This window comes from Mucilaginibacter sp. PAMB04168, assembly GCF_039634365.2.
GTDB lineage: Bacteria > Bacteroidota > Bacteroidia > Sphingobacteriales > Sphingobacteriaceae > Mucilaginibacter.
The window spans coordinates 3863088-3878822 of the sequence record NZ_CP155079.2 but is presented as its reverse complement, the minus strand read 5'-3'; the positions used below and the strand labels follow the sequence as shown (position 1 = coordinate 3878822).

The 15735-nt window shown below is 42.5% G+C and carries 16 protein-coding genes; 6 read left to right on the top strand and 10 right to left on the bottom strand.

Annotated features, from left to right (window positions below):
- Together ABDD94_RS16475 and ABDD94_RS16470 are read right to left on the bottom strand one after the other, a co-directional pair.
- Positions 1–714 carry a ZIP family metal transporter gene (locus ABDD94_RS16475; RefSeq protein ID WP_345951000.1) on the bottom strand — a complete coding sequence of 238 codons (714 nt, stop codon included), beginning with the start codon at positions 712–714 and terminating at the stop codon, positions 1–3.
- On the bottom strand, positions 714–1277 hold the full coding sequence (locus ABDD94_RS16470) for a phosphatase PAP2 family protein (RefSeq protein ID WP_345953167.1): 564 nt from the start codon (positions 1275–1277) through the stop codon (positions 714–716). Before ABDD94_RS16470 ends, ABDD94_RS16475 begins: the two co-directional genes overlap by 1 nt.
- A 120-nt stretch (positions 1278–1397) precedes the next feature.
- Between ABDD94_RS16470 and glmM the strand changes: the two genes are divergently transcribed.
- Together glmM and ABDD94_RS16460 are read left to right on the top strand one after the other, a co-directional pair.
- Complete coding sequence (gene glmM / locus ABDD94_RS16465; protein WP_345953166.1) at positions 1398–2786, top strand: phosphoglucosamine mutase; 1389 nt, start codon at positions 1398–1400, stop codon at positions 2784–2786.
- 79 nt (positions 2787–2865) lie between these two features.
- Positions 2866–3999, top strand: a complete 1134-nt coding sequence (locus ABDD94_RS16460) for a cysteine desulfurase family protein (RefSeq protein WP_345953165.1) — start codon at positions 2866–2868, stop codon at positions 3997–3999.
- A 71-nt stretch (positions 4000–4070) separates the two neighbouring features.
- Here the strand turns inward: ABDD94_RS16460 and ABDD94_RS16455 are convergent, their stop codons facing one another.
- From ABDD94_RS16455 to tgt, 4 genes are all read right to left on the bottom strand, one after another.
- On the bottom strand, positions 4071–4367 hold the full coding sequence (locus ABDD94_RS16455; RefSeq protein ID WP_345953164.1) for a hypothetical protein: 297 nt from the start codon (positions 4365–4367) through the stop codon (positions 4071–4073).
- Between the two features lie 955 nt (positions 4368–5322).
- Positions 5323–6246, bottom strand: a complete 924-nt coding sequence (locus tag ABDD94_RS16450; RefSeq protein ID WP_345953163.1) for an EamA family transporter — start codon at positions 6244–6246, stop codon at positions 5323–5325.
- Between the two features lie 22 nt (positions 6247–6268).
- Complete coding sequence (locus tag ABDD94_RS16445) at positions 6269–7378, bottom strand: LptF/LptG family permease (protein ID WP_345953162.1); 1110 nt, start codon at positions 7376–7378, stop codon at positions 6269–6271.
- Positions 7378–8508: a tRNA guanosine(34) transglycosylase Tgt gene (tgt, locus tag ABDD94_RS16440; protein ID WP_345951007.1), complete on the bottom strand. Its 1131-nt coding sequence runs from the start codon at positions 8506–8508 to the stop codon at positions 7378–7380. Before tgt ends, ABDD94_RS16445 begins: the two co-directional genes overlap by 1 nt.
- Before the next feature lie 199 nt (positions 8509–8707).
- Between tgt and ABDD94_RS16435 the strand changes: the two genes are divergently transcribed.
- Genes ABDD94_RS16435 through rsmG form a run of 3 tightly spaced genes read left to right on the top strand, consistent with a single transcriptional unit; the run spans position 8708 to position 11052 of the window.
- The gene (locus tag ABDD94_RS16435) at positions 8708–9829 is read left to right on the top strand and encodes a glycosyltransferase (protein WP_345953161.1); all 1122 of its coding nucleotides are present in this window, start codon (positions 8708–8710) and stop codon (positions 9827–9829) included.
- A complete protein-coding gene (locus ABDD94_RS16430) occupies positions 9820–10413 on the top strand; it encodes a sigma-70 family RNA polymerase sigma factor (RefSeq protein ID WP_345951009.1) in 594 nt (197 codons plus the stop codon). Before ABDD94_RS16435 ends, ABDD94_RS16430 begins: the two co-directional genes overlap by 10 nt.
- On the top strand, positions 10414–11052 hold the full coding sequence (gene rsmG / locus ABDD94_RS16425; RefSeq protein ID WP_345953160.1) for a 16S rRNA (guanine(527)-N(7))-methyltransferase RsmG: 639 nt from the start codon (positions 10414–10416) through the stop codon (positions 11050–11052).
- Here the strand turns inward: rsmG and ABDD94_RS16420 are convergent.
- Both ABDD94_RS16420 and ABDD94_RS16415 read right to left on the bottom strand, forming a co-directional pair.
- Positions 11041–12747, bottom strand: coding sequence for a M56 family metallopeptidase (locus tag ABDD94_RS16420; protein WP_345953159.1), 1707 nt, complete (start codon positions 12745–12747; stop codon positions 11041–11043). The genes rsmG and ABDD94_RS16420 overlap by 12 nt on opposite strands.
- Before the next feature lie 23 nt (positions 12748–12770).
- Complete coding sequence (locus tag ABDD94_RS16415; protein ID WP_345951012.1) at positions 12771–13145, bottom strand: BlaI/MecI/CopY family transcriptional regulator; 375 nt, start codon at positions 13143–13145, stop codon at positions 12771–12773.
- A 218-nt stretch (positions 13146–13363) separates the two neighbouring features.
- Between ABDD94_RS16415 and dprA the strand changes: the two genes are divergently transcribed.
- Positions 13364–14464, top strand: a complete 1101-nt coding sequence (gene dprA, locus ABDD94_RS16410) for a DNA-processing protein DprA (RefSeq protein WP_345953158.1) — start codon at positions 13364–13366, stop codon at positions 14462–14464.
- Here dprA and ABDD94_RS16405 read toward each other — a convergent pair.
- Together ABDD94_RS16405 and ABDD94_RS16400 are read right to left on the bottom strand one after the other, a co-directional pair.
- Positions 14457–14939, bottom strand: a complete 483-nt coding sequence (locus tag ABDD94_RS16405; protein ID WP_345953157.1) for a histidine phosphatase family protein — start codon at positions 14937–14939, stop codon at positions 14457–14459. The two genes, dprA and ABDD94_RS16405, sit on opposite strands and share 8 nt — an antisense overlap.
- 64 nt (positions 14940–15003) lie before the next feature.
- The gene (locus tag ABDD94_RS16400; RefSeq protein WP_345953156.1) at positions 15004–15633 is read right to left on the bottom strand and encodes a porin family protein; all 630 of its coding nucleotides are present in this window, start codon (positions 15631–15633) and stop codon (positions 15004–15006) included.
- Positions 15634–15735: the final 102 nt, after the last annotated feature.

Below are 15735 nucleotides of genomic sequence, written 5' to 3'. Positions count from 1 at the left end.
CTATATCTCGCTAACAAATCCGGCTAAGGCAATCGCAACACCTAATAAAACAGCAATTAACTTACGCCGGTTAAACTTGTGATCGGGGCCTGCTTCAAATAAAATGGTAGTTGATATATGCAAAAATATACCAATAACCACACCCATAATGCGGTTAAAATATTGCTGTAGGTTTCCAATTCCGCCGCTGCTTAAGGCATTGCTGAAAAAGTAGCCGGCAGGTGCCATAATTGCAAACAGGGCTATAAAAAAAATAGTCCTGTTTTTGCTTTGGTGGTTGGCCAGTAGCACCGTAGCCAGTGCAAATGCTGCAGGAATATGATGCAACGCAATACCAAAAACCAACTGGTTTTGGTAACCGCCAGCCAGGGGCATACCTTCTAAAAAGCCGTGGAGGCATAAACTTACCATAACACCCAACGGAAATGCTGCTTTTTCATGTTCGTGTACATGCATGTGGCCGTGCTCAATGCCTTCTGAAAATTGCTCCAGCACGATCTGAAAAATAAAGCCGGCTAAAATAAATACGCCAACCAGGTGGTCGTTGCCATGATAAGCATCCGGAATTAAGTGCAGTACCGTTATGCCAAACAAGTAGGCACCACTAAAAGACAATACCAGCTTTAGCTGTTTGTGATTACCGCCTTTAAACAGAAAGACGGCCATGCCGCCTAAAAAGGCCGCCAAGAAAAGCAGAACTAAATACCAGTACATTAAAATTGAGGTTGAAGTTTTTTAAACACTTGCGCAAAAATAGAGCCTATTAAAGCACCAAACAGAGCCCCGGCTGTAACATCAACCGGAAAATGTACGCCTACATATACTTGCGCAAAGCATACCAGCACCGCCCATAGCAATACCCAAACCCATACCCAACGCCACCTGCGGCTGTAAACCATGCCTAAAAACACCGACATGGCAAAATGATCGGTAGCATGGGTTGAGGGGAAGCTGAAGCCTGTACCGCAGGGGGCCCGGCTTATAATAGTTTTCGATACCACATCGTCGCGGCAGGGCCTTAAGCGTTGCACTTGCTTTTTTATGAGGCTTGCGCTGCTAAAATCGGCTACGCCTACTGTAACTATGAGTAGTAAAATAAGCCATGCGCCGGTTTTCTTGTACTTCCAAATACTGAATGCGATGATGAACACATAAACAGGTATCCAAAACTTGGCGTTGCGCAACCAGGGCATTACTACATCAAATACCGGATTGGCAAGCGTATAGTTAAAAAAATGAAATAACTGCCGGTCTAGCTGCAGTAAAAAATCGGGCATTGATAACGGTTTTATAAGCGCAGCAAATATAACCAATTAACTATGGCATAAATACCACACGCTTTTTATAAGCTATACATCAATAAATTTTTACTTTTGCTCCATTAATTCATACTCATTTTGACGCTCATTAAATCTATATCAGGCATAAGGGGTACCATTGGTGGTAGTGCCGGCGATGGTTTAACACCCCTGGATGTTGTAAAGTTCACCTCGGCTTTTGGCGCATGGGCTCTTAAAAAGACCGGGATCCGCAAGATTGTGGTAGGCCGTGACGCCCGCTTATCAGGCACAATGGTGAACAACCTGGTTATAGGAACGCTACAAGGATTAGGCATCGACGTGATAGACCTGGGTTTATCTACAACACCTACGGTTGAGATTGCCGTACCCGCCGAACGGGCTGCAGGTGGTATTATTTTAACAGCCAGCCATAACCCTAAGCAATGGAATGCCCTGAAATTGCTAAACAGTACCGGTGAGTTTATCACAGATACTGACGGTAAAGAGGTGCTGGAAATGGCGGAGAACAGCGCATTTGATTATGCATCTGTAGATGATTTGGGTAAGGTAGCTATCGATAATAGTTACCTGCAAAAGCATATAGACCAAATATTGTCACTGCCTTTGGTAGACAAAGAAGCAATAGCGGCTGCTAATTTTAAGGTTGTGGTAGATGCGGTAAATTCTACAGGCGGCATTTATGTACCTGCATTATTGGAGGCTTTAGGTGTTAAAACCGTTCATCAACTGTATTGTGATCCAACCGGTAATTTCCCGCATAACCCCGAGCCACTTCCTGAAAACCTGACTGAGTTATCTGCGCAGGTATTGACTAATCAGGCTAATTTGGGCATAGCTGTTGACCCTGACGTTGACCGCCTTTGCTTTGTTTGTGAAGATGGTAAGATGTTTGGCGAGGAGTATACCCTGGTTGCAGTTGCCGATTATCTATTGCAGCACGTTAAAGGCAATACAGTATCTAACCTATCATCAACCCGTGCCCTGCGCGATGTAACCGAGCGGGCGGGAGGAGAGTACCATGCTGCCGCTGTTGGTGAAGTGAATGTGGTTACTAAAATGAAAGAGGTAAACGCTGTGATAGGCGGTGAAGGTAACGGTGGCGTCATCTATCCGGATACACATTATGGCCGCGACGCCCTGGTTGGTATTGCCTTATTTTTAACGCACCTTGCCAAATTTGGCAAACCGGTATCTGTATTACGTGCCAGCTATCCTAGCTACTTTATTTCTAAAAATAAAATAGAGCTAACAGCAGGTATGGACATAGATGGGCTATTGGTAAAGGTGGAAGAGATGTACATGTCGCAACCCCACAGTACTATTGACGGCTTAAAGATAGAGTTCGATAAGCAATGGGTACACCTGCGTAAGTCGAATACCGAGCCCATTATCCGCATCTACTCGGAGGCCGAAGATGAAGCCGCTGCTAATAATTTAGCACATAAGATTATAGCTGACATAAAAGGAATTTTGAATATACAATAGGTAACTGATGTGTTAGTGGTTGATTGGTTTCAAATAAATCGATTATTAACCCAACAGGTACTTAAATAATCACTTAAACATGCGAATTTATCTCGATAACGCAGCTACTACGCCAATTGATCCCGAAGTAATGAAGCAGATGGTGCAGGTGATGGAAAGCCAATATGGTAACCCGTCGTCCATCCATGCTCATGGTCGCGAGGCTCGTTCCATAGTGGAAAAGGCCCGTAAAACCATCGCTAATTTGCTGCACACGTCACCGGCCGAAATTTTTTTCACGTCGGGCGGTACCGAGGCTGATAATACAGCAATTCGTTGCGGTATCATTGATCATGGCTTAAGGCATGCTATTACCAGTCGTATCGAGCACCATGCGGTAGTACACACGCTTGAAGCACTGGAAAAAACAGGTGCTATTAAGCTAAGCTTCGTAGATATAGATGATAAAGGACATGTTAACTACGAGCATCTGGAGCAATTACTGAAGGATAACGAGCGCAGTTTTGTTTCGCTTATGCATGCCAATAACGAGCTGGGTACGCTTAATGATTTAGAGCGTATCGGTGCTCTTTGCGAGCAGTACAATGCATTGTTTCATAGTGATACTGTGCAAACGGTTGGGCACTATGCGCATGATCTGAGCAAGTTAAAAGTTCACTTCATGGTTTGCGCTGCGCACAAGCTTCATGGGCCAAAAGGTACTGGCTTTTTGTACATAAATCATAAAGTGAAGATAAACCCGATGATTTACGGCGGTTCTCAGGAACGAAATATGCGCGGGGGAACCGAGAATGTGTACGGCATTGTGGGTCTCGCTAAAGCCTTAGAAATGGCTTATAGCGAGATGGCTCATCATCAGTCATACATACAAGGCCTAAAAAGCTATATGATGGAGCAGTTACAGCAAATTCCGGGTATACACTTTAATGGAGAGACTGATCCGGATAAGAGCCTGTATACGGTTCTTAACGTTTCTTTCCCGGAGATGGAAATGGCCGATATGCTTTTATTTAGTCTGGACATTGCCGGCGTCTCTGCATCGGGTGGTAGCGCGTGTAGCTCCGGTACTAATATTGGTTCACACGTTTTAAATGGTATAGGCGCTAATCCCAATCGCCCTGCTGTTCGCTTCTCTTTCTCCAAATACAATACCCGCGAAGAAGTAGATTTTGCCGTGAGCAAGATCAGAGAGATTTGCGCAGTTAACGCCTGATCTGGAATTTCCTCTATTCCATAAGTATATAAAAATCCAATGTTTTTAACATTAGCTAAGCACCAAGGTGCTTAGCTAATGTATTCTCTATCCTCGTCACTTAGTGTATCGGGACGCCTTCTGGGATGCTCGTCATCAGTGTCATTTTCCTGGTCATCTTCGTATCGTCTTACCACCTTTTTCTGCCGAGGCCGACTAACCAGTATACCCAAAATAAAGGCACTTGCAGATATAGCTGTTAGCATTACCAGCTTAGGTAAGGTTACCGGTACAAACAGAATTACAAATTCTGTTTCCTCTGTATTTTGCATAATAGTAACCGTGAGGAAGACAGTTATTATGATAGCCAAGGTGGTTCTAAAGCTCATGATTCTTTAAAGGTTGTGTGGCCTAATATGCAAAATTTTCGGCAAACCCTTCTTCAGCTAACGCTATACTATCCAAATTTAAGCTTACGCCAACTCTTGCAAAAGACTTAGGGTTAACAAAAATGGATGTAATAATTTACAAAGGATTAAATAGGGTAATATACATTTTACTGAAACTAACACTACTCCTAACAAAAACTATCGTACCTCAACTTTTTGTTAATTACACTAACCTAAATTGGCTTATCAACAAACGTTGTAGTAAAATTAGTTTATATGATTTGTATTAAATATTTGATATACAATTCTTAAAGTAGGTATCATGACGCTAGAAAACGTCAATTGCTAATTTTGTTAGTAAGACCATTTTCTAAATGGTGTAATGGTATGTTTTTTATGTTTATATGATTTTTATAATTAATTGATAATCAATATATAATAGAATTTTTGTAAAGTGAATTACTGGACGTGTTCAGTCTTTTATTAGATAAATTTGAAGAATTTTATAAGATGGCCATTTCTAAATCTATACACTAAGCAAAAAATGGATTTTACATCTGCTCAATTATTTTAATGATGGTGTTCCTGTGTAGCTAAAAAAAGCTAAACTTCAATGCAGGTCTTTAAAATGAGTTTTAGAGGTGAGTGCCCAACTTAGGCTTTGGTTCATAATTTAAGAAAGGCGAGCCGCCTAGATTATTGAATCTAAATGCTTAGAAGAACTTGTACGCTAAAAAAGTATGGAGGTGTCTGGTAACGATCAGCAAGTTTTGGATAACCGGAGAGCAACTTGAAGTCACATGCTTTTCGTCGGCAAGAAGTCAGGCGACATTAATACGCCAAACAAACGGTGGAATGTGATTGCTTAGGACAGTCTGGCTAAAAGGACATACTTAGCAGTGAAGTTGTTGCTTTTTATAATAGCCAGGAAAATTTCTTAGTGTATCGTTGATGATTATGCCGGTGTGCCAGCTCTTCGGTTTTTAAGTCGTGATGCTTGCTTCTGTACAACCGGGAAAAGAAAAATGGTAGATAATATAATAGCCGCACCTATCCAAAAACCTAAGCTCATAGTATGCAAATCTCCAAAAAACATGAAGGCCATAATAATGCCGTACACGGGTTCCAGGTTGGTTATAAGTGCTACTTTGAAGGCGGATAACTCGCGCATAACGGATACGCCTGCCACGTAGGCCAGTGAAGTGCAAATGGTTCCCAATATAACCAGGTAGCCAATATCATTGGCCTTAGGAATGTGTAAATCAGTCATGCCATTGGTTAACAGCATAAACAGTGTAATCCAAAAGAAAGCGCCTATAAGCTCGTAAAAAGCAATGATGGCAGGGTGGTGGCTTTTTACCTCATTTGAGTTAATTATCGAAAATAGACTAGCGGCAGCAGCGCAAAGCAGCCCTAAAAAAATTCCTAAAGTATACTGAGACTCGAATTTAAAAATGAGTACTATGCCGGTAATAATGAGCAATCCTGAAAAGATCTCCAGTTTGGATACAGGCTTTCGTTTAATAAGCGGCTCAAACACAGCGGTAAACAAGGTAAGCGATGACAGGCAAACCAACGTTACCGATACGGTAGAAACCTTAATGGCCTGGAAGAAAAGTATCCAGTGCCCGCCTACCAAAGCGCCTGTGAAAAACAATTTCAGGAACGTTTTGCGATTTACTTTAAGCGCCTGCTTATTAAATTTGAAGTAAAGGAAAAGTGTACAAAATGCAATGAGAACCCGGTACCAAACCAGGTTTACCGCCGTAATAGTTATTAGTTTGCCCAGTATGCCGGTAAAGCCCCATATAAATACAGTAAAGTGCAGAATAAGTAAGTTCTTATTCAATTCGGTATTGGGCGCTGTAAGTTTGGGCATAAGAACAATATTTTTTTAGCGCTTATTTAGGCGCTTTTTGTAACATGTATAAACCGGTAAGGCCAAACAGTACATTGGGAATAAAAACGGCAATGATAGGAGCTAAGCCGGCTTTGAGTGAAAATACGTTCGCGAAGCGGTCTACTACGATGTATAAAAAGCACAGCAGTATGCCTACTCCCAAGGGCAGGCCTATCCCCCCGCGCACTTTACGTGATGATATGGAAACGCCGATGAGCGTAAGCACAAAAGCAGAAAACGGATAAATAAAACGCCTGTACTTCTCCAACTGCAGTTCAATTAACCTGCCTGTGCCCCTTATTTTTTCTTTTTCAATCTGCTTGCTTAGGTCGGGGGTAGATATAGCCCTGTATATGTTGGTGTTGATATCGGTGTTTGCCTCAAAGTCTGTTGGCTTCATATCTAGCAGTGTGTCTTTCCGTGAGCCTTCTATCATTTGCTCCTTTAGGCCGTTTACATATCGTACTTTGAAATCTTGTATCGACCAGGTGTGTTTCAATGAGTCGTAACTAATTCTCTGAGCAGTTAGCCTTTCCTTCAAAACATCACCGTCAAATTTTTCGAGCATGAAATTATAACCCGCTTTTACCGCATTATCGTACGATTGGAGATAAACGAAGGTGCGGTCGTCCAGTTGCATGTGCATCTCTTTTTTGGTTGGATCCGATTCGTTGGTATAAGTGTCAGCGAATTTTACGCTTAACTGATTGGTTAACGGGATCAGGTAAACGTTACCAATAAAAAAGAAGACGAAAATAACACCCGACGCGATGAAGTAAGGTCTTAAAAAGCGGTTAAAACTCGTCTTGCCGCTTAATATGGGCACAATCTCAGTTTGGTTGGCCATTTTGGCCGTAAAAAATATCACCGCCAGGAAATTGATAAGCGGCAGCAAAATGTTGGCGTAATAGGGTAGGTAACCCCCATAGTACTGAAAAACAATAGCGCTCAGGGGGGCTTTGCTCTTCAAAAAATCATCCAGGTGTTCAGATACATCGAACACCACGATTATTACCAAAAACAGCGACAGCGTGAACACAAAGGTGCCCAGATACTTCTTAATGATGTACCAGTCGATGATCTTGATGTAGTTATCTAAGAATTTAAACATCAGAGGCGTTGGGCTAATTGTTTAACCATGCTATTCTTCCAACTGTAAAACTCTCCACTTATTATCTTTTCGCGAGCTTGCGTTACCAGCCACAGGTAAAAATGCAGGTTGTGTAAGCTTGCTATTTGTGCACCCAGCATCTCGCCGGAGGTTATTAAGTGTCTTAAATAAGCTTTAGAGTGCTCGCGGTCTACCCATAGGTCGCTATTCTCGTCAATCGGCGAAAAATCGTTCTTCCATTTCTCGTTACGCATATTGAGGATGCCGTTGCTGGTAAACAGCAATCCGTGCCGGGCATTACGGGTGGGCATTACACAGTCAAACATATCAACGCCTAAGGCAATGTTCTCCAGTATGTTAGCAGGCGTGCCCACGCCCATAAGGTAACGGGGTTTGCTTTCGGGCAGTATATTGCATACCAGTTCCGTCATCGCGTACATCTCCTCGGCGGGTTCTCCAACCGAAAGGCCGCCTATAGCATTACCTTCACGCTCAAAGCTGGCAATTACCTCGGCTGATTTTACCCGAAGATCTTTGTAAACAGATCCCTGCACAATAGGAAAGAGTGTTTGGCTATAGCCGTACTTAGGCTCAGTGCTATCAAACCGGTCGCAGCAGCGTTTAAGCCACCGGTGCGTCATTTCTATGGACCGGCGTGCGTAGCCGTATTCGCAAGGGTAGGGTGTGCATTCATCAAAAGCCATAATTATGTCTGCACCAATAACGCGCTGTATGTCCATGGCCGATTCTGGCGTAAACAAATGCTTCGAGCCATCAATATGCGACCGAAATGTAACACCTTCCTCCTTAATTTTACGTGCCTGACTCAGCGAATATACCTGATAGCCACCACTGTCTGTTAAAATGGGCTTATCCCAGCCGTTAAATTTGTGCAGGCCGCCGGCCTGTTCAAGTGTGCCTAACCCGGGGCGCAAATAAAGATGATAGGTATTTCCCAGTATAATTTGCGCTTCAATATCATTCTTCAGTTCGCGCTGATGGACCGCTTTAACGGTTCCGGCGGTACCAACGGGCATAAAAATGGGCGTTTGTATAACGCCATGGTCTGTAGTTATTTCGCCGGCCCGAGCCTTTGAAAATTTATCTTGAGCAGTTAAATTAAATTTCATTGTAAGTTGACAAAATTACTAAATAAATAAACCTAAGCCAAAAAGCCGTTTAAGTGCCCTTACAGAAGGATTTAGCCGAAATCAAAGAGGAATAAGTGGTGTGTTTAAAGCAGAGGTTAGCTACAGGTTAATTTGAAGTATTTGCCCTATAAGTCGCTTAAATTTAACAAATTTGCCCTTTATTTTAGTTGGTTAAAATTTGGAACAATATATACCCGAAGTTTTATTTTATCTATTCCTGTTTTGCTTTGTGGTGCAAATGGGGTTTTTGCTGATACAGCAATGTCGCCTGGCTGTTTATCGTTTGCCCGAGCAGGATTTGTCGGCTGTGCAACTGCCAGTTTCGGTTATCATCAGCGCACGTAATGAGGCCCAAAATCTAGTTAAATATTTGCCTGCAATTTTAGGGCAGCAATATCCAACCTTCGAAGTTGTGGTTGTAAATGACTGTTCAGTTGATGATTCACATCATATTTTACTGAATATGAGTGAAAACTATCCGCATCTTAAAATGGTTACTGTTACAGAGCATCCGCGTTTTAAAACCGGAAAAAAATTCGCCTTAACCATGGGTATTAAAGCTGCTACCTACGAGCACTTGCTATTCACTGATGCCGACTGTCAACCGGCTTCCGTTAACTGGATTGCCCATATGGCAGCTAATTTTACCGGTGCAACAGAGATTGTGCTAGGCTATTCGCCTTATGTAAAAGCAGGTGGCTTTATAAACGCTTTTACCCGGTTCGAAACTCTAAAAACAGGTATTAACTACTTTTCAGCCGCTTTAGGCCGCAACGCGTACATGGGTATTGGTCGTAATCTGGCTTATACTAAATCATTGTTTTTTCGTACAAAGGGTTTTGCCTCGCACCTCCATATACTGGCTGGTGATGATGATTTGTTTGTAAACCGTAATGCCACTCCAGATAATACGGCCGTTGAACTACACGCCGATTCCTTTGTTTATACCGATGCCAAGGAAACTCTTCAAGCCTATTATCGCCAAAAGAAGCGACACATGGGTGTGGGCGGTTTATATAAAAATAAACACCGGCGTATGCTGAGCCTCGACGCTATGGCAGGGTTTTTATTTTATGTAACGTTAGGTTTATGCTTGCATTACCATATGCAGCCCATGGTAATTGCTGCAGCATATTTTGTGCGCTTGATAACTCAAGTTATTATTTATAAAAAATCGGCTAATAAATTGACAGGGAAGGACTTAATATGGTTTCTTCCCTTCTTTGATTTATTGTACTACTTATACCTGAATGTATTTGGCCTAATAGGAACCTTTATAAAAACCACCCAATGGAAGTAAATGCCAATTTTACTGAGAACGCCAAAAACGACTTTCAACTTGTAATGAAAGCCAAAGAAGGCAACCAGAAAGCTTATGCTGATCTGATGCAGCGCTATAAGGATTCGATCTACTTTATGTCGCTTAAAATGGTGAACAATAGGGAAGATGCAATGGATATAACGGTGGAAACGTTTGCGAAAGCTTTTGAAAAGTTGGACAAGTATCAACCGGAGTATGCATTCAGTACCTGGTTGTTCAGGGTGGCAACTAATAACTGTATCGACTTTTTGCGTAAAAAGAAGTTAAATACTGTATCCATTAACAACATGATGGACGAGGAGGATGACCGACCACTGCAAATAAAGTCGGATACATTAAATCCTGAGGAGACCTCTATTAAGAAGCAACAATCAGCAGAGATAAAGCTACTGATCGAGAGCTTGCCGCCAAGATATCGTAACTTGTTAACCCTAAGGTATTTCGACGAGTTATCTTACGAAGAGATTGCACAGCAACTGGACTTACCCTTGGGTACAGTTAAGGCCCAATTGTTCCGCGCCAAGTACTTGCTTGGTAACATCATCAACCGCATAGACAGATAAATGGACGCCGGACTAATACTTAAATATTTTCCTGAATTAACCGAACTACAACAGGCGCAATACGGCCAACTGGCCCAGTTGTATAGCTACTGGAATGAGCAGATCAACGTTATCTCCCGCAAGGATTTGGACTTGCTATACGAGCGGCATGTGCTGCATTCATTGGGGATAGCCAAGGTAATGCGCTTTTTGCCTGGCGAGCAAGTGTTAGACGTTGGTACCGGAGGCGGATTTCCGGGTATACCGTTGGCTATTATGTTTCCGCAAACCAGCTTTCATTTGGTTGATAGTATTGGCAAAAAGATTAAAGTGGTGCAGGAGGTAGCTAGCGCCTTGGGTTTGCAAAACGTAAAAGCTTCGCATAGCCGTGCTGAGCAAGTGCCCGGTAAGGTGAACTTCGTGATATCAAGAGCAGTAACGCAGTTGAAGGATTTTTATCCTTGGGTAAAAAACAAATTCATCAAGCAGTCTGACAATCAGCTGGCTAACGGAATTTTATATTTGAAAGGTGGAGACCTGAAACAGGAAATTGCCGAGTCGGGTTTAGCCGTTCAGCAATACTTCCTGAAGAACTACTTTGAGGAAGAGTTCTTCGAGACTAAGCAGGTGATTTATGTGAAGGGGTGGCTACAAGTTTGACGAAATTATGCCGACAAATTCTTCTATGCCATCTTTGGCAATGGAGCCGTATTTGGCTATATCATCCGGATTATTAGGTTTGTGATAAATTACCTTTTCGGCATGTAGCAGTCTGCCTGTTTTGTTCTTCGTGCTAATGCTAGCTGACCGTCTTTCTAACTCATCTACCGTATATATTTTGCCATCAATAAGATAAATAGGGTTGTCGCCAAATACGATAGGCTTGTTGGGTTCGATATTTTCCATTTTAGGGTTATTCACCTGTATGTAAACCTTTTGAGGCCTTATTAAGTATTCGTCTGTCATGTTGTCGAACTGCATTTCTGGCGACGACCCTAAAAACACATTACCTACAAAGTGTTTAAGTCCGGGTAATGCAGAAATCAGCCTTCCCTTACTGTCGTTAATAGCAGATGATAAGGTGCCTGGCTGCATAGCTTTTTCCGATTTGTTTTTAACCGGTTTTACATCTGGTGGCGGCGGCAAGCCTTTAACCTCTTCCATTACCCGTGGAGTGATAGCTACTACAGCTGGTTTTTTAGGCTGCCGTGATGCTGTAGGGGGCGTGGGCGGTGAAACAATACTTGTAGTGGTTGCTAATGCGCTGGTTATTTCAACCCTTATTCCATAATTTTTTAGTAATAATTTCTTGTCCTCCTCAACTAATGTTTTAGCAGTATAAATAAAGGTTTGGCCTGGCTTGCCTTTAATTTCCAATTTGTCCGTAATTCCTGTCACGCCTCCACTAGTTACCTTTAATCTTAATTTTTTTGCTGATGTGTCACTAGAGGTTTTTTGCATTAGTTCACTAACTTTCTGTGTTTTAAGATTAAGCTTAATCCAACCATAATCTTTGCTAAAGGCTAAGGTAGAAGCACAGAGCAGGCCGGCGCAGAGCGGTATGGCCACAAGGTAGTTTAGCCTGGCTAACTTACCTGATCTTTTTTGATAGAGCTTCATTATTCTTGATTTTAAAAGTTGCTGGTTTGAGAAATGATTGGCAAACGGTACGCCACTGGTTTGATAGGCTTGAGCGATCAGGAAATTGACATACTCGTCCTTTTGCTCAGCGCCCGACGCTTTGCTATCAGCCTCAAACTCATGGAGAGCTTTCAGGCTGTTTTGCAGCAAGTACACGAGTGGGTTAAACCAACTGATGATTTTAACCAGTTCGGTGAATAGGATATCCCAACTATGTTTTTGCCGGATATGCACCAGTTCGTGCTGTAAAACGGCATCTTCTACTTGTCGATTACATTCAACAAACAAGTAGCCAAGAAACGAGAATGGAGCAGGGCTGTTATTAAGGCAAATTAATGTGTAGCCTTTATGCTTGATTCGGGTGTTTTTAAAAATCAATTTAAAAAGGCTGTAAAGCTTTAAGACGAATAAAGTGAATGCTAGTATCGCTCCAGTTGTGTAAAGCGCTGTAGCGGCTTTATTTCGCGTTATAAGCGGCTCTATAGTCGGTTGCTTACTAACCAAATGTGTAGATTGGCTAATTATGGTTATTGTTTGCTGCGGTTGCAAAGCCCGATGTGACCGCCCGGGCGTGCCTAACTGTACCACTGGCATTACAAAGCAAATTACGGTGCTTAGCAGCAGGTAAACCCGGTTGGCGGTGTAAAACGTTTGTTTGCGGAATAGTAACCAATAGCATCCGTAAGCCACCGCAAGGTATAAGTTTGCTTCCAAAAGGTATTGTAGCCAGCTCATCATCATTTGTCTTTATTGCGGCTGCGTTCGGCCAGTAAAATCAACTCTGCCAATTCGCTCAAGTTTAGCTTTTGCTCCTTTACGAGGTAGGATACCAAGGTTTTGTACGAGTTGTTAAAATAGCTTTTGATAACCTTATCGAAAGCAAATTTCTTGTACTCTTCTTCGCTCACGATAGGGAAGTAGACGTGCGAGTTGCCATACGCCTTGTGGTCAACAAAGCCTTTGCTTTCCAACACCCGTACTACGGTACTTACAGTGTTGTAGGCCGGCTTTGGGTCATCGGGCATTTTGTCTAATATCTGTTTTACTATGGCTTCTTTCAACTGCCATAAAATCTGCATTACCTGCTCCTCTGCTTTAGTTAATTCTTTCATGATTTTTTCGCTCCAAATAAATAACTATTTCTGTAGTTTGGGTAAACTATGCGAATAGTTTGCAAACTGTTTTTATAGTTCGGATAGTCAAATATACTACTATAACTATAGTTTGCAAACTATTTAAATAGTTTTAATGTGTAACAGTCTGATTATTAGGTATAATTATTTATTGTTGGTTGGAATGAAGGCAAGTGTGTACTTTAGGGCAAATAGTTATGTCACTTAAACACCAATTAGCCTTATCATTTATTAAGGGCATAGGTCCTGCATCGGCTAAAGCCTTAATTACCTATTTCGGTAATGCTACAGCAATCTTTAATGCACCATTAAGCCACCTTAAAAGAGTTCCGGGAATAGGCGCCTTCAGGGCCGAACTGCTTAACACAACGGAGGCTTTGGAGCGGGCCGAGGAGGAGATGGCGTTTATCAGTAAGAACAATATTGAGGTTATATTTTATACAGATAGCCGTTACCCGCAAAAACTTAAGCACTGTAATGATGCCCCCATATTATTATACAGCAGAGGTAATGCCGATTTAAACAACCAGCGCATTGTAAGCATAGTGGGTACCCGCAACGCCACAGATTATGGAAGGCAACTGTGTAAACAACTGCTGGAGGATTTGCAGCAATATCAGGTACTGGTAGTAAGTGGTTTGGCGTTGGGTATAGATGTAGCTGCACACAAGGAGAGCTTGCGCCTTGATATACCGACAGTAGGTGTGTTGGGGCATGGATTAGACAGGTTGTATCCTACTCAAAACCGGGGAGTGGCTGAGAAGATGTTATTGAACGGAGGCCTGCTTTCCGAATACCCATCGGGCACCAAACCCGACCGGGAAAACTTTCCGCAACGTAACCGCATTGTGGCCGGCATGGCCGATGTAACAGTAGTGGTAGAAGCCGGAATTAAGGGAGGGGCTTTAATAACTGCCGAGATAGCCAACTCGTATAACCGGGATGTATTTGCTTTTCCGGGCCGTACTACTGATGAGTTTTCTGAAGGTTGTAATTTCCTGATCAGGCATAACAAAGCCGGCTTGCTCACTTGTGCGGCCGACCTGGCTTACTTGTTAGGGTGGGATAATGAAAAAAGCGGAAAGCCGGCCGTTAAGCAATTTGCCCTACCTATAGATTTGAACGATCAGGAGCGCATTATTTTTGAGACTTTGTACCAGCACAGTGCACCATTAGCTATTGATGAGTTAAGCTTTAAGCTCAATATGCCTACCAGTCAGCTGGCCATGAATTTGTTAAACATGGAAATGCAGGGATACATCAGCACCCGACCCGGTAAAATGTATGCTATTAATTAGCCTCTTTTGGGGAGGTATAATAAGCTATAGAGCCAGAACCTGGACTTACAGATTGCCAACTATCCACCTCAAACGTCACCAGTATAGCGGTGCAGGGCGGTACGTCCCTTATTTCGCCCGATAAGCCGAGCAGCAGGTAGCTGATGCCGGGGTTGTGGCCTATCAGTGCCATAAAGTCGTGTTCATCCGGAAAGAGGTTGATAACTTTTAGTAAAGTGTGCTCAGACGCTTCATAAATTGCTGGATCGGTGTGCGGTTCTGATAAGTGTAATTCCTTTGCCAGTATCTGTGCCGTGGTAATGGTACGCATTGCCGGGCTGCATACAATTGCATTGGGTATGATATTGTATTGGTTTAGTTTGCCAGCCAGTTCTGTTGCCTGCTTTATTCCTTTAGCAGACAATGCCCTTTCAAAGTCTCCATGGGGTGAGTCTGGTTCTGCTTTGGCGTGCCTGATCAAAAGTAGGTGCTTCATGATGCAATAAAAACAAAAAAAGAGGACATTGATGCCCTCTTTTTTTGTTTTTTATTTAATGGTATTAGAAGCTATAACCTACAGACAGGCCTACCACACGATGTTTAATCTTAGCATCAGATTCAGGTGATACATTGCTTAGACCTAAATCGTAATTTACTTTAAAAAGTAGGCCATTGGTTAAGCCGATGCCAGCCATACCGGTAGCGCCAAAATCAGTTCTTTTGTAGAAATCTGTAGCTGGGTTATCGCCAAATTTAATGTCTTCGCTTTCTTTAGCATTACCATCTGTACCTTCCAGTTTGCCATTTAGGCCTATAGCGGCATATGGGCCCGCACCGAAAAATACCTTACCTCCACTGAACGGTACATTGTAAACCAGGCTTACAGGCACTTGCAGATAGAAGGGTTTAGATTTAATGGAAGTACCAGCTTCGCTAAGTTGGAAGCCTTTTCCGGTGTAATATAAGCCGGGTTGTACAGAAAAGTTTTTGCTGCCAACGGGTATATCGGCAAATGCACCTACCGAGAATGTTGTTAACGAGCTTGTTGAAATGCTCAAAGACGACCCGGTTGCTGAAATGCCGACTTTAGCGAAGTTTACACCACTGCTGATGCCGTAAGTAACTTTTGATTGTGCAGATGCTGTTGCAAATGAACCTGCTGCCAAGATGGCTAATAGTAGTTTTTTCATGAATTGTGATATAAATTTGTTGTTGAATGATGGGATAGACTACGCAAAGGGTCAAAAGTTACACGGCTGTTTGAAACTAATTCACAACAGCCTGACTTATAA

Excerpts from the sequence above, each read along its gene's own strand:
- ABDD94_RS16460 (WP_345953165.1), top strand. The coding sequence starts at position 2,866 with ATGCGAATTTATCTCGATAACGCAGCTACTACGCCAATTGATCCCGAA.
- ABDD94_RS16455 (WP_345953164.1), bottom strand. The coding sequence starts at position 4,367 with ATGAGCTTTAGAACCACCTTGGCTATCATAATAACTGTCTTCCTCACG.
- ABDD94_RS16475 (WP_345951000.1), bottom strand. The coding sequence starts at position 714 with ATGTACTGGTATTTAGTTCTGCTTTTCTTGGCGGCCTTTTTAGGCGGC.
- tgt (WP_345951007.1), bottom strand. The coding sequence starts at position 8,508 with ATGAAATTTAATTTAACTGCTCAAGATAAATTTTCAAAGGCTCGGGCC.
- rsmG (WP_345953160.1), top strand. The coding sequence starts at position 10,414 with ATGGACGCCGGACTAATACTTAAATATTTTCCTGAATTAACCGAACTA.
- ABDD94_RS16470 (WP_345953167.1), bottom strand. The coding sequence starts at position 1,277 with ATGCCCGATTTTTTACTGCAGCTAGACCGGCAGTTATTTCATTTTTTT.
- ABDD94_RS16430 (WP_345951009.1), top strand. The coding sequence starts at position 9,820 with ATGGAAGTAAATGCCAATTTTACTGAGAACGCCAAAAACGACTTTCAA.
- dprA (WP_345953158.1), top strand. The coding sequence starts at position 13,364 with ATGTCACTTAAACACCAATTAGCCTTATCATTTATTAAGGGCATAGGT.
- ABDD94_RS16400 (WP_345953156.1), bottom strand. The coding sequence starts at position 15,633 with ATGAAAAAACTACTATTAGCCATCTTGGCAGCAGGTTCATTTGCAACA.
- ABDD94_RS16405 (WP_345953157.1), bottom strand. The coding sequence starts at position 14,939 with ATGAAGCACCTACTTTTGATCAGGCACGCCAAAGCAGAACCAGACTCA.
- ABDD94_RS16450 (WP_345953163.1), bottom strand. The coding sequence starts at position 6,246 with ATGCCCAAACTTACAGCGCCCAATACCGAATTGAATAAGAACTTACTT.
- ABDD94_RS16415 (WP_345951012.1), bottom strand. The coding sequence starts at position 13,145 with ATGAAAGAATTAACTAAAGCAGAGGAGCAGGTAATGCAGATTTTATGG.
- ABDD94_RS16445 (WP_345953162.1), bottom strand. The coding sequence starts at position 7,378 with ATGTTTAAATTCTTAGATAACTACATCAAGATCATCGACTGGTACATC.